General features: G+C 46.9%; 15 protein-coding genes and 2 pseudogenes. 3 read left to right on the forward strand and 14 right to left on the reverse strand.

Translation table 11 applies throughout. The features are described 5' to 3' along the window. Positions 1-2: 2 nt before the first annotated feature. Both ACFQNG_RS03780 and ACFQNG_RS03785 read right to left on the reverse strand, forming a co-directional pair. Complete coding sequence (locus ACFQNG_RS03780) at positions 3-1,946, reverse strand: TOMM precursor leader peptide-binding protein (RefSeq protein WP_379863526.1); 1,944 nt, start codon at positions 1,944-1,946, stop codon at positions 3-5. After that, positions 1,943-3,880 carry a putative thiazole-containing bacteriocin maturation protein gene (locus ACFQNG_RS03785; RefSeq protein ID WP_379863527.1) on the reverse strand — a complete coding sequence of 646 codons (1,938 nt, stop codon included), beginning with the start codon at positions 3,878-3,880 and terminating at the stop codon, positions 1,943-1,945. Before ACFQNG_RS03785 ends, ACFQNG_RS03780 begins: the two co-directional genes overlap by 4 nt. A 131-nt stretch (positions 3,881-4,011) precedes the next feature. On the opposite strand from ACFQNG_RS03785, the gene ACFQNG_RS20950 reads away from it, so the two are divergent. Both ACFQNG_RS20950 and ACFQNG_RS20955 read left to right on the forward strand, forming a co-directional pair. Then, complete coding sequence (locus tag ACFQNG_RS20950; protein ID WP_452233309.1) at positions 4,012-4,380, forward strand: hypothetical protein; 369 nt, start codon at positions 4,012-4,014, stop codon at positions 4,378-4,380. A gap of 308 nt (positions 4,381-4,688) precedes the next feature. Continuing rightward, on the forward strand, positions 4,689-4,904 hold the full coding sequence (locus ACFQNG_RS20955) for a hypothetical protein (RefSeq protein ID WP_452233310.1): 216 nt from the start codon (positions 4,689-4,691) through the stop codon (positions 4,902-4,904). A gap of 456 nt (positions 4,905-5,360) precedes the next feature. Here the strand turns inward: ACFQNG_RS20955 and ACFQNG_RS03800 are convergent, their stop codons facing one another. Then, positions 5,361-6,164, reverse strand: coding sequence for a DUF2935 domain-containing protein (locus tag ACFQNG_RS03800; protein ID WP_379863529.1), 804 nt, complete (start codon positions 6,162-6,164; stop codon positions 5,361-5,363). 770 nt (positions 6,165-6,934) lie between these two features. Then, complete coding sequence (locus ACFQNG_RS03805; RefSeq protein ID WP_379863530.1) at positions 6,935-7,552, reverse strand: TetR/AcrR family transcriptional regulator; 618 nt, start codon at positions 7,550-7,552, stop codon at positions 6,935-6,937. A gap of 597 nt (positions 7,553-8,149) precedes the next feature. On the opposite strand from ACFQNG_RS03805, the gene ACFQNG_RS03810 reads away from it, so the two are divergent. Beyond that, positions 8,150-8,707 carry a hypothetical protein gene (locus ACFQNG_RS03810; protein ID WP_379863531.1) on the forward strand — a complete coding sequence of 186 codons (558 nt, stop codon included), beginning with the start codon at positions 8,150-8,152 and terminating at the stop codon, positions 8,705-8,707. Positions 8,708-8,867: 160 nt separating this feature from the next. On the opposite strand, the pseudogene ACFQNG_RS03815 reads toward ACFQNG_RS03810, so the two are convergent. The 10 genes and pseudogenes from ACFQNG_RS03815 to ACFQNG_RS03860 form a co-directional block, all read right to left on the reverse strand. After that, positions 8,868-9,074, reverse strand: a pseudogene (locus ACFQNG_RS03815) (class II fructose-bisphosphate aldolase); the annotation flags it as partial. Between the two features lie 400 nt (positions 9,075-9,474). Next, positions 9,475-9,786 (reverse strand): annotated as a pseudogene (locus ACFQNG_RS03820) (class II fructose-bisphosphate aldolase); the annotation flags it as partial. Positions 9,787-9,876: 90 nt separating this feature from the next. Further along, positions 9,877-11,337, reverse strand: a complete 1,461-nt coding sequence (locus tag ACFQNG_RS03825; RefSeq protein WP_379863532.1) for a CoA-acylating methylmalonate-semialdehyde dehydrogenase — start codon at positions 11,335-11,337, stop codon at positions 9,877-9,879. A 9-nt stretch (positions 11,338-11,346) separates the two neighbouring features. After that, on the reverse strand, positions 11,347-12,366 hold the full coding sequence (gene iolC, locus ACFQNG_RS03830) for a 5-dehydro-2-deoxygluconokinase (RefSeq protein WP_379863533.1): 1,020 nt from the start codon (positions 12,364-12,366) through the stop codon (positions 11,347-11,349). A gap of 2 nt (positions 12,367-12,368) precedes the next feature. Further along, positions 12,369-13,208, reverse strand: coding sequence for a 5-deoxy-glucuronate isomerase (iolB, locus tag ACFQNG_RS03835; RefSeq protein WP_379863534.1), 840 nt, complete (start codon positions 13,206-13,208; stop codon positions 12,369-12,371). A gap of 16 nt (positions 13,209-13,224) precedes the next feature. Then, positions 13,225-14,157: a myo-inosose-2 dehydratase gene (gene iolE, locus ACFQNG_RS03840; RefSeq protein WP_379863535.1), complete on the reverse strand. Its 933-nt coding sequence runs from the start codon at positions 14,155-14,157 to the stop codon at positions 13,225-13,227. An 89-nt stretch (positions 14,158-14,246) separates the two neighbouring features. Then, positions 14,247-16,181, reverse strand: coding sequence for a 3D-(3,5/4)-trihydroxycyclohexane-1,2-dione acylhydrolase (decyclizing) (gene iolD, locus ACFQNG_RS03845; RefSeq protein ID WP_379863536.1), 1,935 nt, complete (start codon positions 16,179-16,181; stop codon positions 14,247-14,249). 55 nt (positions 16,182-16,236) lie between these two features. Continuing rightward, positions 16,237-17,073, reverse strand: coding sequence for a sugar phosphate isomerase/epimerase family protein (locus ACFQNG_RS03850; RefSeq protein ID WP_379863537.1), 837 nt, complete (start codon positions 17,071-17,073; stop codon positions 16,237-16,239). 24 nt (positions 17,074-17,097) lie between these two features. Continuing rightward, the gene (locus ACFQNG_RS03855; protein ID WP_379863538.1) at positions 17,098-18,102 is read right to left on the reverse strand and encodes an ABC transporter permease; all 1,005 of its coding nucleotides are present in this window, start codon (positions 18,100-18,102) and stop codon (positions 17,098-17,100) included. Positions 18,103-18,129: 27 nt separating this feature from the next. Further along, positions 18,130-19,635, reverse strand: a complete 1,506-nt coding sequence (locus ACFQNG_RS03860) for a sugar ABC transporter ATP-binding protein (protein ID WP_379863540.1) — start codon at positions 19,633-19,635, stop codon at positions 18,130-18,132. Positions 19,636-19,732 lie beyond the last annotated feature (97 nt).

A 19,732-nucleotide genomic window follows, 5' to 3' on the forward strand; every position in this document is an offset into this window, starting at 1 on the left:
ACTTATGGAAACGGATGCGGATGTGGATTGAGCTGTTCGAGCGTCAATGGTTGCTTCGCATACCCGAGTTCCACCGGTACACGTAGCACCCTCTTAAGCCCTGTCACGCGGGTAAGGTGGTGTCCGAACGTCATCGGCAACATCCCCGGAATCAACACTTTCACGCAATGCAGTCCGTTGCGCAAGATTTCCGGTGTCGTCTGGTCCACCACGATCACCTCAAGGTTCAATCGGCGGAACACCTGGAGAATGTCCTTCAGATCATCGGTCAGGTCCGCATGCCTTGCCTTCCATTTAAATTCCTCGTCAAACGTACGCAACGGACGATTTTCATCCAGCAAAAATTGCAGGCGCTCCTCTGCTTGCGGCAAACTGTACAGCATGGAATGGTCCTCCATCTGCCGTACCAAGAACGGATCATGGAGCATTCGCTCATACTTCTCCCGGTTCGCCTCAAATTTCTCGTCAAGCGTCAGCATCATGCCAGCCAACTCGTGAATCGCGCTTTTCACCGCCCGCAACGGGTCCGGATGAGCTCCGGCCGCACAGATGAGATTCACTCCCTTTTGTTTCCTGTTTTTCGCCAACGCCCAAACGCTTGGAATCCCGTTCTCCATCGTCGCGTTAAACAAATACAGATCATAGCCCGCCACCGCCTTCAAACGGTCGACCATCAACCGCAATTCTTGGTCGTCGGCGGAATAAGGATCAAGGCGTGGGAGAGGCAGTTGCGCGTACCAAGTCATCAGGAATGAATCGCGTTCCACCACTTCCAAAATACCGTAGAAAATGGCCTCTTCCAAACTTCCGCCTAACGCGCATCCATTGGAAGTTTCATAGACAAAGCCATCCCCACAGCCCAAGCTGTAATAAGCGAGCAACTGCGGAACCTGAATCGGGCGCTCCTCTAAAAACGAATAGCCCCATACCCAATCCATGGGTCGGTCAGGATCAAACTCTTTGAACGGAAAACCAGGCCGCGCATACTGTTCCTTCGCGTGCACCCCTACCTTGACGGGGTTGAGCGCTTGATCCCCCAGATTGCGGTAACTGTCGTGGATCACCGCTCGTTTGCCACGGGGGCCCAGACCGCAATGCCGCTCCAATCCCTCCAAGATGGCCGTCAACTCGCTTACTGCATAAGAATGAGTCCGACCTGCTGATCCTTCATCCCCCGTGAACAGTGGCAGATTCACACTCGCATCGGCAAACGGTGACATGAGGTCACGCATTTTCCCATTCAAAAGGCCAGTCCGGTAATCCAGATAGTCTTTAACGAGCACTTCCTTCAAGTCATCCATCGGACGGCAGCGGTAACTGTCGGCGCTGATCTTCGGACTTGGTGAAAGCGTTATTCGGGCCGCTGTCGGTGAATCGTTGGGCAATCGACCACAAACCCGGCACAGCGGATCGGGCAGAAAGAAGTGACGTGTGCTCTTTAGCGTTTTCAGGTTGATGAAAAACACCCGTTCTTCCAAGTGGGCCCGTCTGCCTTGCAACACTCTCTGCGCCTCCGCTACGATCAGGTGAGCCACCTGCAAAAGCCCTGTGCGCGATGCCCACGCGTCACGTGGCATTCCCCCGTGCTCTGCCAGCCTCTGCTGCAGCTCCAACATCTCCTTGCGGTCGCGGCCCGCCATGAGGCGTCGCCAATCCGCACACTGGGAGCACCCCGGCGTACCCGGGCGAACCAGCGGCCCGACCACACCCTCGCCAAATGAAACGAAGCCACGTAGCCAAGGGATGCCAGTTGGTTGCAACACCTCTTCCGCCTTGTGATGAACGGAGGGATGCCAGGCATCGTGCAACACCAAAACCAAATCCGCCGCTTCCGGTACTCCCGCCTCCAAATCGGTCTGACGAACGACATGGAATTGGGCGGACAGTTCTCCACATACGAAGTCCGCCAACAGTCCTTCTCCGACCACCGCCACAACAGCACTCACCGGGATTCCTCCTCTCGCAACAACACGCCAAACACTCCTGCCAGTCCTTCTTTCAAAAACGGTTCCAGCGCCAGATCTAAGACCAAAAGCCGCTTGCCGTTCCGTTTCAAGACCTGCAAGGCGGACTGCAAGACCTCCGATTGTGCCGCCTCTTCACACGCGGGGATCACAAGGCTTTGCGGCACCTTTTCTTCAAGTAGTACGGTTGATGCCCCCAACGCTTGCGTCGTGAGGCACGCCGCTTGGTTTTGTGCCTTCAGCAGAGCCTGTTGCAACGCCTTCCTGAGCGCGATTGTCACATTCAAGCCTACACTGCGATACCAGCGGCCGCTTGTACCCACCCACACCACAGGGAATCCGGACACTTCCTCTCCCAAGCCGATCATCGGTGCCCCTTGCATTGTGGTCAATGCCTGCAAATAAAACAGGCAACGTTCATCTTCTACCGCACTCAATTGCACACGAAAGACAGGGGACTTCTGATCCACCTGTTGCTTGCCCAACTCATCATCCAAACACTTTTCCAATCCGCGGCAAACGCCTTCCGCAACGGTTTCCCCCGCTCCGACGCCGACAAATTCCTGCGGTTCTACCATGCCATCCTCTACAAGCAGCCCGACCATTCGCGACACATACGCTTCAATCCCGGCCAGCCCCGCCTCCCGCCGCGCCTCCTCATGCGTCAGACCTGTACAGACAATGTCCGGCAACAGCTCAGCCGGTCCCTCCGACAGCGGGTCGGCTGCCTGAACGCGGCACTGAGCCAACGGAAGCTGCTTCAATTCTCCCTCCTCCCAAACATGAAAAATCCCTGTTTCTGAAGATGTCAACAGGCTGAAATAAGGAAACAATCCGTTAGACTCTCTTCTGCCCGCACTCCGTTCGAGCCGCAAATCGAGATCTTCCACCCATTCGGCCGACGCATTTCCGGTTACGAGCGGATGGGGCATGAACGAATGCCAGGTTCCTTCCAACGTCTCCAGATCCAGCAGGAAGAATTTATTCTTCCCTTCGGTTTCGGTTATACCCGTAACCGTTTTAAACAATTCAAACACGATCACATTCGCCAACATCGCTCCCGCTGTGGAAGAGAAGGTGTGCAACTGCGGGTTTTTGCAAAGCGCGGATTGGTGTATGCGGCGCCACGCCGATTCCCAACATCCCTCTGAGTCTGGATGCACCAGCGGACCCGCCAGACCCACCTGTTGCAGACACATGGCGGGAAGTAACATCTTTTTCGCTTCCCTGCAAAACGCATGAAGAACCCGCAGTTCCTCGATATCACCCTCCTGCGACACATACAAAATCGACTGAAATGGCTGCACAGCCTCCCACCAGGAACTCACTTCCTTCTTCAGCAGGGTGACCTCCTCTAGCGCCACCTCGGGGTCCGTTTTGCGGGCATGCGCCGCCAGTTCCGCCAACCGCTGCCGGTTGGTCTGTACCGAATCCGTGATCAACACGTGGAACCGGGGCAATCCGGATTCGAACAAGGCCGCAACCAACGAGACAAAAAACGGGCCGGAGCCGACTGCCAACACTTTGGCCTGACGATAGGACTGAAAACGATACGCGCCCGAGCCGCCGAAACTGTCCAAGAATTCAATTTGTGAAGCATACTTTTTGAGAACCACATCCGGCAATTGATGCGGACGGTCTTGGCTCACATCCCGTACAAAGCCGTGTTGGTACAACATTTCAGCGATTTCATACACCCGGTCCCGGTATGGGTCTGGCAATCCGTTTGTCAATTCATCCAACGTGTTCTCCCCGTTGAACATGGGGATGAGTTTTTCAATCCACTGTTGGATCGTCCTGCCTTCCATACGGAACGAGACTAAGTTGTTCCGAAAATACACACCGCTGTTTGGATCAGGGAGAAAAAACGTGTCCCCTTTTACTTTCAGACGCATAGAAGGGTTCAAACTTGTCATTCCGCTCCTCCTTACCGAGAGCTGTTCTCAAATCTGCACCATCACTCTGGATCTTATGTACTGCTATTTGTCCCTTATGTCTGATTTTATAAGAGAAGAACCCCTGCCAGCCCAAACATGTCTGTGCAGGGGTGACTTCTTCTCCTCAGACAGCCAAGGTTTCCGCTAAGAAACGATCCGCGGAATCAACCACGGCAATTGCCGCAATTGAAGCATCGGTGACAATTGAAGCATTGGCCAAAGCAGCGGCCAAAGCATTGGCCAAAACAGCGACCAAAGCATTGGCCAAAACAGCGACCAAAGCATTGGCCAGAGCAGCGGGTACAATTGAAGCATTGTCGACCAGCGCATTGTCGACCAGCGCATTGTTGAGCAAGAGCAGGATCGTAGTAGCCTTGATGTTCCCAAGGCGTCACCTCGCCTTGCATGAACTCTTCGTCAACGCCCAACTTTTGAAGTTCTTTTTTGAAATCATCCATTTTTACTACCTCCGTTTATAAAATGAATAGGTTGCGCCAGCTCCGTAATCAGGAACTAGCATGAAGAACAGTACGAAGATAATCAATTGTCCAACGGGTGAATTCGTCAAATCCTCCGATCATCGAATATCCCCCTCGACAAAATATGCTTATGATTCAAGATCCGCTATTGTTACGGGTCAAATAATATATTGGGCCTTCGTAAACCGAAGGAAGTTTGCTTCACGGGATAGATGGCCTCGATATACCGTGCAATCAAGGCTGTACTTAACGGCACCTTTCACTCCGCTGAATGGACCTTGAAAGTCAATCGGAAGGAAGGGGAGAGAATGAACAACACACAACATCAAACTCACCCTTCGCGCTTTCAACAACGAATACGACACGGCTATCTCCAAGGTGAAATTCAACAACTTGAAAAACGTATCCAAAGTGCGTTTAAGCCCCTGAATAACGTTAATAAACAAAACAAAATCGAAATCCGGTTAAGTGCGGGAACTGCACCTCACGTACGAATACCAAGTGAAAAAACAAACATTATTTAATCGCTTCATTGGCTAAAAGAGATGGTCACATGCTTCGGCATGTGACCATCTCTTAAGAATTGGATCTAGTAATTAAACAACTTCACAAAGATAAATTCTTTAACGATCTTAGTGCGAGCTACCGACAACGCTGGAAAATCGAGCGTTGTTTTGCATGAATAGATAATTGCCGACGTTTGGTTGTTTGTTTTGAACGACGAGCTGAGCTTTATCAATTGTTTTGCCTACTTGCGCTCATTTTGTGGTGCATTGACCGACTTTTGAAATAACTTCTATAAAAAATAAACACCCTCCAATTAAGGAAAGTGGTTAGTACAACTTTTTATCCTATTAGTTGGCATTCGGAAACCAAACTGGAGGTTTGGAGAAGATAGCAAACAGGTCATGATAAGAGATAAATGGATATCGAGCTGACTTCAGGGAAAAACGGGGATTGGGATTACTCATATAAACAATTTACTTTTTACGAGCTTGAGCATTTAAATGCTTTTCAAACATATCAATAATCGTAAGAAACCTTTCTGCTTCACGAAAAACATGATCCGCTAATAAAGGATGAATAATGCTTTTGATTCGGCACGCTTCAATTAATTCCCGTGCTGTTTTTTTGAAATCACGTAGGGACTTTACCGATACTCGATTTTGATCTAAAAATTGATCTAACAGCGGATAGGTTTGGGATTGAGGTCGCATCGATTCTAAATCTTTTGCTTGGAACAATAGTTGGTCAAAGTCGTGACTAAATTCTCTAGCTTGCGCCACCAGTTTCCGTTCAGATGGATCGAGTAAATGGCCAATAAACTTAGCATGGTCCGCCATAATGCGTAAGAAAAATACGTTTTCATCTATGATAGCGTCCGGTAACGGTTCCAAAGTTCCTGTATTAAGTTCTCTTAACCGATTTCTAAAGTAATTGGCTTCTCTGCTTACATGGTCAATTAACAAAGGAAAATTATTCTGACCTGGAAGCTGACAACGCAAAACAAGCCCCAAAACCTTTCTCTTAAAGACCCAAATTCCTGAAGCTGCATTATAAACTTCAGTGTTAAAGTTTATTATGGTTTGTGGATCTGCTTCTAATGTAAATGTGTTTGATTGATCTTCGATTTGTTCAAACAAAGCAAAAAAATAATTAGCTTCCTGAATAAGTTGAGTATCTTCGCATCTAAAGCCTAGTCGAAGAAAGAGAGCGTGTTCCTTCATAATCCGAGACCAAAATCGAATTTCGTCTAAGGAACGTGCTACAAAGCTGTCGGACATCACTATTTCCTCCTTTCATTGTGATGGTTTAAAATATATGCAGTTATATCCGAATGTAGAATATGTCCAAAAAGCTGACTTACCAAAAAGAACAAGGCTCTGTATCAAACTACAGGGCCTTGCTCTTTTGAGTCAGTACTTAATCAATCGCACTCACCTGTGCAATGAAAAATATGTGTTTTCGTAGCTCAAATATAGAGCTTTCTGCAATCTACTATATCAATATTGACATCTCCAGGCAGAATCGGTCTTATTTGATGTAAGACATACACTATCCACCATCTCCATGCAATATCGCCATTATAAATCAAGCCCAGAATTGCACGTAAATTACTACTTGGGCATCAGAACCTAATTCTTTGAATTTTGTCAATAATTTAATCCCTCCTTAATCAATTAGTTTGCCATTTTTTAATGTAAATGATAATCTTCCAGCTGGTCTGACTCCCTCAATCGTTTCTGAAGTTGCTTTAATTGTCATTAGCGCGTGTATGATAAATATGTCGGCGGCTCCAAAACCGTTTTCCCATTCGCTTCTGTCCATCGGCGCACATCGGGAAAAGGTTTTTCCGCCGTCTCCTGTCGATCAACTTGATATGCCAGACATGCCCTAGGGTATTTCTCATTCAATTGCAAAAATACACTTACCACACTCTTCAGTGATTGTGCAATTTGCCGTCGCTTCATTCTTTTTCTTGCCGCTGGATGAAACATATCCTTCTTCCTTTCACTTTTCTACATTTACGTCCATTAGAACCATCCCCTTAAAGTCATTCATTTTTAGAGAATGGATCACTAATAAACATCCAGTCGTGAATATGATAGACCTCGTTAACATCAATCCGGGGTTTAAACATGAAGAGAATGTCATACCCCAGCACGATGCCCATACACATATTGGTGATGGTTTGCGTATCTACATCTGTTCGGATTTGTCCTAACTCCTGACCTCTTTTGACGATCATGTTTAGAAAAGCTGACCACTGATCCGCATTGGTTTCCAACCATTCGCGAACAAATTCATCCTTACGGGAATGGGTTAAGAGATGATAATAAGCAAATGCCCAGGTCAAGTAATCTTCTCCTGAGCTTACATGAACTTCAGCTGTCACTCTTTCCAGAATGGCTCGGACATTGCAGTTGTCTTTGAACAATTCCTTTAGAATCTCTTCTGCCATCTGACCATGACCCCGATCCAAGCGTATTCGCATCACTTCATATAACAGTTCTTCCTTGCTTTTAAAGTGAACATAAAAAGACCCTTTGGCTCTTCCTATGCTGGTCATGATGTCGTCAATGCTTACAGCGTCAAATCCTTTATCGGCCATGAGTTGAAAAGCAGCATCGATGATTTTTCGTTTTGTTTCAATACCAGTGGAGTATTTCATGTGGTTGTCCCTCGCCCTAATTTTATTATGGATATTTGGTATGATTGTGTTAATTCTGATAAATGTATATATAATGAAATCGTACCAAACATTTGGTTTGATATCAACATCAAAGGATTAGACGGAGTTAATTTCTATTGTTATAACATCTGTAACACTTTCATCACCTAATGTAATATTTTCTACAACTTTTCATTGTACAATGTCGGAGTTCGCCCATTTAGGAACTTTCCCTAACCGTCCTTAAATTTGGCGAACATCCTATCTTTCCCAAATACTTGTTGAAGATGCCCCGTGATACAAATGGGGTATCTTTTTTTATCCTTTCCATGTGACCAACCCCCTTAAATCAAAAGGCCGGAGTCGTTCGCCTCCGGCCTTTTGATTCATAGAGACACATTCATCAAAACCCCTTGCACCAACTATTAAACAGGAATGCAAACCCTGCTCGCACCCAGACCAAGGCAACTTTCTCGCCTTCCAAGGATTACAATACCATTTTGTAGAATTTTCTCTGGGAGGTTGTTTTTAAACTCTCTTTACAGAGACGCTCTTCTTTGGGACAGTGACGCATCGGATAATTGGATGAGGTTCTGGATGGTTTCGATTTTCCTTATGAGAAATAATGATTTGATTCCGTCAAGGGTGTGCTTCGCCATACAGCCAATTAACGCAGAAGAGGGGAAATATATGGACCAAAAGCAGATTTTTGCCGTTCATCGGGGACACAGGGACATTTATTCAGTGAAATTTATCAGAGCCTCCAGCGCGGAAGAAGCATTGGAAGTTGGGGAAAGATTATTCATTCAGTCTGATATTGAGTTGTTTGAGGAAGATGTTTATGACACTGCAATCAACGGTTTTGCCGAATCCTTTTATTATCGAGACGGTTATCGTGAGGGAGAAGCTCTGTTCGACGAAAACTTTCGTCTGCCGGGAGATATGGAAACGATTCGGCCCATCTTTGAGAGAAATGTTAGGGAGTTCTTTGATCCACATCAAGATTGGGCGGATTTGTATATTCAACACACCTACATTGAAATGGCGGGAAACGGATCGGCTGTGAAATTCCCTTCAGAGATGATCGAATTTTTCATACGCAAGGACGATGACAGCAAATATATAGCGGAACCAATTAAGATTATAGACATTTAGTCGTTCAAATCCCTTTCAAATGATTTATGGTTGTTTACCAAAGCCTACCGAACGGTCCCCGTTCACTGACAGGGCATGAACAAGCAAAGGTTTGGCATGATTGTTCATGCCGAATCTGTCATCCCCCCATGATTTGGAATGGGTCGCATCATGTTATTCCACCCGTTTCACGGACAAGCCTCTCACATTCATCCGGATTCGCGTACATGGCATCGGCTTCATCTACAATTAAATCATCTTCCTGTCCGCCAATCCGGCCCAATTCGGCTTCCACTGACACTCCCAATACGCGGGCCGCTTCCACAACTTTCTTCGTTTTTGCAATATTCTTTTCTAACGGCTCATGAGAGGCATCGATCATCACAGAATTGAGACTCCACACGGCTGAAGCCGTGGGATTCTTGGGTAGTTAGCGCACTCAATCCATTTCTGCTTCATGCAACTCCCAAGTTCAGGGCTGTCTCATCAGCCCGTCCCATGCAGTTCTACAACTCATGTTGCATGTACCCACATGGGCGGAACGCCTATTACCAGCGTTCTAGTTCCGTTTTACTAACTCTCATGATTTTACCCAGTGGGAGAGATTGGTTCGCCACTGGAACCCCATATCATGACGTACAGAGGAACAAAACCCACTACCAGTGGGATGAGCACCGCTCATGCGTTAGATTATACTGAAAATTGCCGCTCTTAACAATCCCATAAAGGGATTACCGAGCAACGCCGACTTTCATCCCATCCTTGAAAGAGTTGGGCTTTCAGTCGGCAACTTCTGTAAATCCGGCATATATGGCCTGCAAACACTGTTCGAAGGATGAACCATGATCCAGGTGAAGAGCCACCGGAACGGTGATTTGATATTCCTCCACAAGCGCCTTCACCATCGATGCAGCCAGTTTTAATCCTCCCAAGTGAGGAATGTATCCTGGACTTACAGCAAGGATGACGGGAGCATTCTCCTCTTGCGCAGCGTGCAAAATGGCTTGTGCAAACTCCAGATTGTTGAGATTGAAATGGCCTACGGCATATTTTTCTTGCAATGCTTTGCTTAACATTTCTTTAAGTGAAACCAAAGACATGATCAAACAATCCTCCTGTTTATGGTACTTGCCATTCCTTCCATATTTAAAAAACGGGGTGCCAAATCATGATTCGGCACCCCGTTTTCATCACCAACGAGTAGTAACCATCTTCTTTCTCGTATAGAATTCTACTCCATCCGTGCCATTGGCATGGAGATCTCCATAGAAGGAGTTTTTCCATCCAGAGAAGGGGAAGAAAGCCATCGGGGCAGGAACACCCAGGTTTACCCCTAACATGCCGGCATCAATTTCTTCTCGGAATTTACGTACGTTGCTGCCATTTTGTGTATAAATGCAAGCTCCGTTGGCGAATGGGGATTGGTTCGTCAATTCTATCGCTTCATCCAAGGATTGGACACGCACGATGGATAATACGGGAGCAAAAATTTCCTCTTTCCAGATCGTCATATCCGTTGTTACATGATCGAAGATCGTTGGGCCAATGAAATATCCCTGTCCATTGGCCTCGGCATCTTTGCGTCCGTCGCGCACCAATTTCGCCCCTTCTTTTTCGCCGATTTCAATGTAATTTTCTGTTTTGGCTTTGTGGGAATCGCGGATCACCGGACCAAGGAAGACTCCATCATCCAATCCGTTTCCAATCTTAATCGCATTGGCTGCCTGAACCAATTTTTCCATGAAAGGTTCGGCCACCTCACCTACAGTAACAACTACGGAAGCGGCCATGCATCTTTCCCCGGCCGAACCGTAAGCGGCAGTGATGATTTGTTTAACGGCCAGATCCAAGTCCGCATCTGGCATCACGATGGAATGATTTTTAGCGCCCGCTAATGCTTGAACTCGTTTTCCATGATTAGCCGCTGTTTTATACACATATTCAGCTACCGGCTGGGAACCGACGAAAGAAATCGTTTTGACGTCGGGATGTTCCAACAATCCGTTTACCACATCGTAAGCGCCATGGACAATATTCAAAACCCCGTCCGGCAGTCCCGCTTCTTTAAACAGGTCAGCCAGCCGGTTAGCCAACATAGGCGTTCGTTCGGATGGCTTCAATACAAAGGTATTTCCGCAAGCAACAGCAAGGGGGAACATCCAACAAGGAACCATCATCGGAAAATTGAAAGGGGTAATTCCTCCTACCACGCCCACTGGATAACGGTACATGCCAGACTCTATATTCGTGGCGATATCGGGCAACTGCTTTCCCATCATCAAGGAAGGCGCACCTGCAGCAAACTCTACGCATTCGATCCCGCGTTGCACTTCGCCGTAAGCTTCTTCGTAGCTTTTTCCGTTCTCAAGGGTTACGAGGCGGGCAAGCTCTTCCCAATGCTCCACAAGCAATTGCTGATACTTGAACAAAATGCGTGCCCGGCGTGGCACCGGCGTTTTGCCCCAGGTTTTAAACGCTGCCTTCGCCACTTCCACCGCGCGGGCCAAATCCTCCCGGTTGGAAATGGGTACATAAGCCAAGGTCTCGCCGGTAGCTGGATTGGGAACCTCGTCGGTTTTGCCGGAAGTGGATTCTACCCATTGACCGCCGATAAAGTTTTTAAGCGTTTGTACAGTCGTTGTGGACATCATGATTCCTCCTCAAGAGGTGAGTTTATTTTTGAATTCTCCGTTTTTATACTTTTTGATGTAGTTATCGATCTGATCAACCATCGGCATCGCATCAGAGCAGCTATGGCTCGAAATGACAATGGAAGCCGCCGCCGCGCCGTATTCCATCGATTTGGAAATCTCCCATCCCTGCATCAGCCCGTAGATAAAGCCTGCCGCATAGGCATCTCCCGCACCAAATGTTTTGATCACATTGGCCGGAAAGGTTATTCCCTCCACCCTTTCCCCTTCTTTGGTATAAGCAATGGAACCAGCTTTCCCATGTTTGATCACGACAATCTTGGCATGATATTCAAACCATTTTTTGGCTGTAAAGGAATCATCGTGGTCGGCATTCTGTTCGAAGCGTTCCATCATATCGAATTCTTCTCTCGTGCCGATAATGACATCGCACTTCTCTGCCGCCAGGTTGTAATACACCGCGGTCTCCTCAGGTGAAGTCCACGTGTAAGGTCTGTAATCGAGATCGAAGAAGACAACCACATTATGCGTTCTGGCGTAATCGAGGGCTAGAAATACAGCTTCCCGGGATGGACTTTTCGCCAAGGCTGTTCCCGAAACTAAAAGAGCCTTGGCGTTTTTGATATATTCTTCACTGATGTCTCTGGTTTCCAGCTTTAAGTCCGCCGCGTTATCTCTGTACATGAGAATACTGCAGTCGGTCGGACTTTTGATTTCCGTGAAAGCAAGTCCCGTTACACTTCCCGAATGATCTATAATGACGTTGGATGTGTCGATTTGATTCGCATTGAGGTAGCCCACAATAAATCGACCCATTTGGTCATTGGCCACTCTGCCAACAAACCCCGTCTTCATCCCCAATCTGGCCATCCCAATCGCAATATTGGCCGGAGATCCCCCCACATACTTGGTGAAGGTGACCGTTTCTTCCATGGGACGATTAATTTCATTCGCGTTCAAATCGATGCATAGACGGCCGATGGCCACAAAATCCATCGTTTTTTGGCTGTCAAAAGTTAAAAGATTCATCTTCATTCCCCTTCCTTCCGCAACGGCTTGGTTTCCAGCTTACTTTCCATCACCCACTCATGATCCGGATCATTATGAAACTTCCACGTGCGTACCGGTCCCGCCATGACATTCAAGTAGTAGACTTCATATCCCGGTGGCGCCGAAACGGGATGATATCCCTCAGGTACCAAGACCGCATCGCCATTCTTGACGATCAACGTCTCATCCAGCGTACGGTCATCCGAATACACTCTTTGCACGGCGAACCCGTGGTCGGGATTCACTTTGTGATAATACGTTTCTTCCAAGTAGGATTCATGGGGCAAATTATCCTGATCATGCTTGTGCGGAGGGTAACTGGACCAATTTCCTTCCGGGGTAAAAACTTCTACCACTAATAAGCTGTCCGCCGGCTGATATTCAGGAAGGATGTTATGAATCTTTCTTTCGATGTTTCCCGCCCCTCTCTTCTCAACACCAACATCATGAGGAGCAATTAATCGGGCAGGGTGCGTCCCCTTGCCCGGAGCTGAGCAAATCGCCAATTCCGCATCCGTCACGGCCTCTACTTTATAAAAATCGCCAGATGGAACATAAACGGAATAAGGAGGTGTTTTTTCAAAGACATTCATTCGCTGTCCAATGTTTTCCCACTTTTCTCTTTCGGTATAAATATGTGATTTGCCTGTCAAAAGGACGATGCAAACTTCCTGGTCCCCGGTTTCCTTTTTCAAGGCTTGTCCTTTCCTTAGTGCGTACACTTCGAACCCCACATACTTCCAACCGGCGGATTCGGGTGTCACACTCAAAACCTTGCCTTCTTCATCCGGTTTGCGGCCGGGAACAATTAAATCTCTCATGTTTTTTCCCTTCCTATTATTGATTCTGGGCTTTGATGGACAAGATGGTGGAATCGATATATTCCTTCGCCATCTTCGCATATTTAAAAGGATGGGCGACTGCCGGGTCTTGTTCCGCTTCGACAATCCACCAACCATCATATCCTTTTTCAATCAATTCCTTGAAGATCGGTTCAAAATCAATGCAACCCTCTTCATCACCCGGCACAGTGAACAGTCCCCTCACTACCGCCGTACGGAAATCGATGTTCTCTTGCCTGACGCGCTCCAAAACATCGCGGCGAACATCTTTCAAATGGACATATTTGATACGGTCCTCATATTTCTTCAATAGTTCCAGCGGATCATAACCTCCGTATAAGGCATGCCCCGTATCGTACAACAAGTGCACCAAATCGGGATCGGTCCTTGCCATTAACCGGTCGATCTCTTCCCGTGTTTCAACGACCGTACCGGCATGGAAGTGATAAACCAACCGCATTCCGTTTTCTTGGCACATTTTGGCTGCCCGGTGCAACCCCTCCACCAAGGTGTCCCACTCGTTAGCGGTCAGCTTCTGGATCGTCATGTCTTCCTGGGAACGTCGGGGATCCCAATGCATCGAGCCGCCCATTTCGCACACAATCACATACTCGCAGCCCATTTCCTTCAGGTATTTGACCCATTCGCCAAAAGATTGCAACTCTTCTTCCAGACGACTGGTATCAGAAAACAATGTTCCCACAAATTTGCTCGCAAGCTGTATTCCGTACTCGTCCAATTTGGCCTTCAGAGACGGGGGATCCTGCATGAACAAGCGTCCCATTTCGGTGGAAATATAACCGATGGAGGCCATTTCGGATAACACCTGGTCCTGTGTATAGTGGTCGCCGAGACCAGGAATATCATCATTGACCCAGCTGATCGGGGCTATGCCGATTCTGAAATGATGGGTTTCATTTCGATTCATTGCATCCTTCACACCTTTTTTGATTATTTTTTTCTATTTTCTTCCTTCGCCGGTGGCCGGCGTTTTGCACTTTGTCGAGGATGCGTCGATTAATATTTTCTCGCTTTTTTCAGGTTGGTCTCTTTATTGCGGTGGGCTTCCTGCACATTGGGATTGTTCGAGACAGCCGCAATGCCCACATGCCACCATGATTCATAACCATTGGTCATCGTCTTGGGAAGGACTTTAATATCAATCAACGTGGACACCGTTTGCTTCTTCGCGTCTTCAATCGCTGACTGAAGTTCTTCCAAGGTACTTACCTTGTAGGTTTTCACCCCATATCCGGCCGCACTATGGGCGAAATCAATTTTTATCAAGTCGCCATTCAATCGATTGGTTTCAGGGTTGCGATACCGGAATTCCGTTTGGAAGCTGCCCATGCCATTCCCCATTTGCAAGTTGTTGATGCATCCAAAACCCGCGTTATCAAATAGCAATACATTGATTTTTTTGCCTTCTTGAATGCTGGTCACCAATTCGGAATGCAGCATAAGATAGCTTCCATCACCGACCATGGCATAAACCTCTTTGTCCGGTTCAGCCATTTTCACACCAAGAGCGCCGGATATTTCATACCCCATGCAGGAGTAACCGTATTCCATATGGTAGGTATTGGGTCGGCGGGACTTCCACATTCTTTGCAGGTCTCCGGGAAGGCTGCCCGCGGCTCCGATGATAATGGCATCTTCATCAATGAGTTTGTTAACTTGACCGATCACTTCTGTTTGTGTCAAACATGATTGATAGGTTTCAACAAATTCGGGCAACACCTCATCAAGATGACCGGCAACTTCGGGCTTAAATCCTCTATCCTTGTATCGAATTTGATGGAGACGGTTAAGTTCGGCTTTCCACGCTTCTTTGGCCGCCTCAATTTCATGGGTATACCCTGAACGGTAATCATGCGCCTCCAACTCTTTTTCCAGGGCGAGAAGAGCTAATTTGGCGTCAGCCACTATCTTTGTCGCATCCAGCTTATGCGCGTGATATTCGGAAACGTTGATGGTTAAAAAATCCACTTCAGGATTTTGAAACAGTTGCTTCGACCCCGTTGTAAAGTCCGAATATCGCGTTCCAACCCCAATCACTAGATCCGCTTCTTTGGCGATTAGGTTCGCGGCCAGGTTGCCGGTTACCCCAATCCCCCCGAGATTATAGGCATGGGAACTTTCGATCGCGCTTTTTCCGGCTTGGGTTTCCCCATAAGGGATGTTGAACTTCTCGGCAAATCGCTTTAACGAGTCGGCTGCCTCGGAGTAACGAACACCCCCGCCACAGATGATAACGGGCTTTTTCTTTCCTTTTATCAACTCCACCGCATCTTTCAGATCCGACGCGGTCGGTACGCGACGTTCGATTCGATGGACACGTTTTTTGAAGAAAGACTCAGGGAAATCATACGCTTCTCCCTGTACATCTTGCGGAAGGGCGATGGTCACCGCCCCCGTATCGGCCGGGTCAGTGAGGACGCGCATGGCATTGATCATGGCGGCCATCAATTGTTCCGGTCGGTTGACACGATCCCAATATTTGCTGACAGCTCGGAACGCGTCATTTGTTGTTATGGTTAAGTCATGGACATGCTCAATTTGCTGAAGAACAGGATCCGGCTGCCTCGTGGCAAAAGTATCCCCGGGAAGCAACAATACCGGGATGTTATTGGCGGATGCCGTGGCCGCGGCTGTAACCATATTGGCCGCACCCGGACCAACCGAGGACGTGCATGCCATGATTTGCCTGCGATGCTTTTGCTTCGCGAATGCCACCGCGGCTTGGGCCATCCCCTGTTCATTTCTACCTTGGTAAACTTCAAGATCCCCCGGATCTTCTTCCAACGCTTGGCCAAGGCCCAATACATTTCCATGGCCAAATATGGTGAAGATCCCCTTTACAAACTTTTCCTCTTTTCCGTCAAATTCAATAAACTGCTGATTTAAAAATTGAATCAACGCTTGAGCCGTTGTCAGCCTCATCGTTTTCATTCTTTACATTTCCCACCTTTTCGTTGGGGTTAAGCGCTTCATTTTTTGCAAAAAGTCATTCGATTTGAAAGTATTTGCTTACCACGTTCTCAGTCGTTTCTTTCCCCACTTGGATTGTTCTTTCGACATCCCATTCCCAATATTCCGGCCTGAATAATTCGATGGACACCATTTCCTGATAACCAATCTCTTTTAATGTGCCTAAGATGATATCCAGATCAATGGCTCCTTCTCCGGGCCATACTCTGTGATGATCCCTTAATGCCCCAACGGGCAAATCTTCGCAGTCGTCAATATGAAACACATAAATTTTATTGGCGTCTGCGTTCTGCAAGTCTTTCACATTTGAGTTCATGGCATGGAAGTGAAAGCAATCCAGAACGATTCCCACCTGATCCCTGTTCACTTCTTCCACAATTTCATAGGCTTGGCCAAACGTATTGACAGAGCAATTGGGATAGCCGCAAAACTCTAAGGCTAATTTTGCGCCATAAGGTTGTGCCAGATCCGCCAGCTCATTTAAAACTCTTACGGTTTCTTCTTTGATCTGTGATTTGGTGTGGTCTCCAATGTCAAAAGTTGGGACGACAATGATTTTTTTGCAATGGATCACTTCGCCAATATCACAAAGAAATTTCAAGTCATCTTTAATTTGTTGATACCCGGCTTCATCTCTGAAATTGATAAATTCCAATGCGTTAAAAGCATATGGCTTGATTCTGTTATTTTCGAAGAAGGTTTTAAGGTCTTCCACCGTATTTTCCGCCAAATAGTCCTTCAACTTATCCAACCTGATTTCAATCAATTCGTATCCGTGCTTCTCACAAAGCTCAAGATCCTTTTTAAGCGTTGAGTGTTTCATCGTCGTCGCTTGGTTGAATGCGATTTTCATGGCCATTCCCCCAACCTATTCCCTTTAGGATTTTCTGTTTTTCCGCGCATCAATAAGGACGGCCGTCACAATGATTGCTCCTTTCAAGATTTGCTGCCAATACGAAGACACGTTCAACAGGTCCAGACCATTGTTCATGACACCAATGATCAGAGCGCCGATAATGGTTCCGCCAATCGTCCCGATTCCTCCGGAAAGGCTGGTACCGCCAATGACCGCCGCGGCAATCGCATCCAATTCATACATGAGACCCGCCGTGGGCTGACCGGACGCGATCCGGGAGGTTAAGATAATCCCCGCAATGGCGGATAATAAACCGGCATATGAATAAATCAAAATTTTGTACTTTTCTATATTCACACCGGCAATGTGCGCCGCTTGCTCATTCCCCCCGATTGCGTATACATATTTCCCGAATTTTGTTTTATTGAGAAGGAGATAGGAAACAAGGCCCACCAAAGCAAAAATGATAATGGGAACCGGTATACCAAGAATGGCACCTTGGCCGATAAACTTGAAGGTATCCGATAAATTCCCGATCGGTCTTCCGTCGCTGAAAAGCAAAGCCAATCCCCTCGCCGCCGTCATCATGCCAAGTGTCACAACAAAAGGGGCGATTTTTCCTTTCGCGATGATGGTTCCATTAATCACGCCCGTAAGAATTCCCACACCAAGACCGATGGCAACCGCCAAAAGAACGGGATAGCTATCCGCTTGCGCGAAGCTGGCCACTACCACTGAGACAAGAGCAATAACTGAACCCGAAGACAAATCAATCCCTTGTGTGATGATGATCATCGTTACGCCGATGGCCACAATGCCGATGACCGACATTTGCCTCACGATATTGAGTATATTGCCGGATGTAAAGAACGTAGGCGAAAGAATCGACATGAAAATAATCAACGCGATAAGAATAAACAGCATTCCGTATCGATTCAAAACGTGGTAGGCTTTCTCTTTAAAATGGTTCCTGCTGGCTGCTTTGGGCTGTTCATGTTTGTTCTCAATCGTAACTTCGCTGCTCATCTCTGCTTCCTCCTGACTTTTCTTAATCTAGTTGCTGATCAACGCACCGGTCGCCAACTGCATGATTTTTTCCTGTGTCGCCTCATCTCTGTTCAATTCCCCCATTTTTTTGCCTTGGTGCATCACGATAATCCAGTCGCTCAACCCCAAAATTTCCGGCAACTCGGAGGAAATGACCACAATCGCTTTCCCTTTATTGGCCAGGTTGAAAATGAGCTGATAGATTTCTGATTTGGCACCCACATCAATCCCTCTTGTTGGCTCATCCAAGAACAAAATATCGGGATCATGAAGCATCCATCTAGCGATTAAAGCTTTTTGTTGATTTCCGCCGCTTAGATATTTCATCGTTTGATTTAGGCTTGGCGTCTTGATAGCCAATTGCTCGGCTTGCTTTTGACAATCCGATTGGATTCGCTTTTGCTTCAGGAATCCGCTTTTTGTATATTCATCTATATTGACGGTAATCATATTGTCCTGAACCGAAAGGGGCAGAAACAAACCCGTTAATTTCCTATCCTCTGTCAGCAATCCCATCCCATATTTAATCGCATCGCGTGGAGAACGAATCACCACTTTTTCGCCTCCGACAAAGATTTCACCCGAATCGGGAGGGGTAATTCCGAATACACTTTCCATTACTTCCGTCCGTCCGGAACCCATCAAGCCAGCAAAGCCGATGATTTCCCCTTTTCTGACTTCAAAACTGACATCCTCGAATTTTCCTTTTTTGGATAAATTATTCACCGATAAGGCCGTCTCTGTGATTTCTGCAGGTTTTTTGTTAAAAACTTGATTTAATTCCCTGCCCACCATCATTTCAATCAATTGCTCTTTTGTGACGTGATCACTGGGTTTTGTTCCGACAACCTTTCCATCTCTTAAAACGGTAATTTCATCTGTGATTTGCGCTAGCTCATCCATCTTGTGCGTGATGTAGATGATCGATACTCCTTCTTTTTTTAGGGAACGTATGATTTTAAAGAGATGATTGACTTCTTTTTCGGTAATCGCGGATGTCGGCTCATCCATAATAATCAATTTGGAATGATGGGAAATGGCCTTCGCGATCTCCACCATTTGCGTATTCGCAATGCTAAGGTCGACCATCTTCGCATTGGGGTCAATATCTATTTCCAGTTTTTCGAAAAGTTTTCTCGTATTTGCTTCAAGTTCCTTTGCTTTCACCCAACCCGTCAATCCATAGCTGGGTTCTCTCCCCAAAAAAATATTTTCTGCCACAGTCATATGCGGTATCGGGCTAAGCTCTTGGTGAATCATCGAAATCCCTTTATCAAGGGCGTTTTTAATATTCGAGAGATTTAACTGTTCACCGTCGAATGTGATAACGCCGTCATCGGGACGATAAATCCCGATCAATATTTTCATTAACGTTGATTTTCCCGCGCCATTCTCACCCATTAACGCATGCACAGTTCCTTTCCTCACCTTGAGCTGCACATTGTTCAAGGCCTTAACCCCTGGGAATTCCTTTGAGATATTGACCATTTCCAAGATATAGTCCCCACTCATGCCCTTACCTCCTTTTCGATGGCATGACTGTTTGAATGAAAGGACACCAACCGGCATCGTGCCCTTTCATTTTGTGTTGTGAGATGCGGCCCAAGCT

It is taken from the genome of Laceyella putida, from assembly GCF_042665195.1.
In the GTDB taxonomy this organism is placed as follows: domain Bacteria; phylum Bacillota; class Bacilli; order Thermoactinomycetales; family Thermoactinomycetaceae; genus Laceyella; species Laceyella putida.

What these genes read in the sequence shown, in the direction of transcription:
- ACFQNG_RS03825 (WP_379863532.1), bottom strand. Translation starts at nt 11,337, where the DNA reads ATGATGTCCACAACGACTGTACAAACGCTTAAAAACTTTATCGGCGGT.
- ACFQNG_RS03800 (WP_379863529.1), bottom strand. Translation starts at nt 6,164, where the DNA reads ATGTCCGACAGCTTTGTAGCACGTTCCTTAGACGAAATTCGATTTTGG.
- ACFQNG_RS20955 (WP_452233310.1), top strand. Translation starts at nt 4,689, where the DNA reads ATGAACAACACACAACATCAAACTCACCCTTCGCGCTTTCAACAACGA.
- iolB (WP_379863534.1), bottom strand. Translation starts at nt 13,208, where the DNA reads ATGAGAGATTTAATTGTTCCCGGCCGCAAACCGGATGAAGAAGGCAAG.
- iolD (WP_379863536.1), bottom strand. Translation starts at nt 16,181, where the DNA reads ATGAAAACGATGAGGCTGACAACGGCTCAAGCGTTGATTCAATTTTTA.
- ACFQNG_RS03810 (WP_379863531.1), top strand. Translation starts at nt 8,150, where the DNA reads ATGGTTTCGATTTTCCTTATGAGAAATAATGATTTGATTCCGTCAAGG.
- ACFQNG_RS03850 (WP_379863537.1), bottom strand. Translation starts at nt 17,073, where the DNA reads ATGAAAATCGCATTCAACCAAGCGACGACGATGAAACACTCAACGCTT.
- iolE (WP_379863535.1), bottom strand. Translation starts at nt 14,157, where the DNA reads ATGAATCGAAATGAAACCCATCATTTCAGAATCGGCATAGCCCCGATC.
- ACFQNG_RS03855 (WP_379863538.1), bottom strand. Translation starts at nt 18,102, where the DNA reads ATGAGCAGCGAAGTTACGATTGAGAACAAACATGAACAGCCCAAAGCA.
- ACFQNG_RS03860 (WP_379863540.1), bottom strand. Translation starts at nt 19,635, where the DNA reads ATGAGTGGGGACTATATCTTGGAAATGGTCAATATCTCAAAGGAATTC.
- ACFQNG_RS03785 (WP_379863527.1), bottom strand. Translation starts at nt 3,880, where the DNA reads ATGACAAGTTTGAACCCTTCTATGCGTCTGAAAGTAAAAGGGGACACG.
- ACFQNG_RS03805 (WP_379863530.1), bottom strand. Translation starts at nt 7,552, where the DNA reads ATGAAATACTCCACTGGTATTGAAACAAAACGAAAAATCATCGATGCT.
- iolC (WP_379863533.1), bottom strand. Translation starts at nt 12,366, where the DNA reads ATGAATCTTTTAACTTTTGACAGCCAAAAAACGATGGATTTTGTGGCC.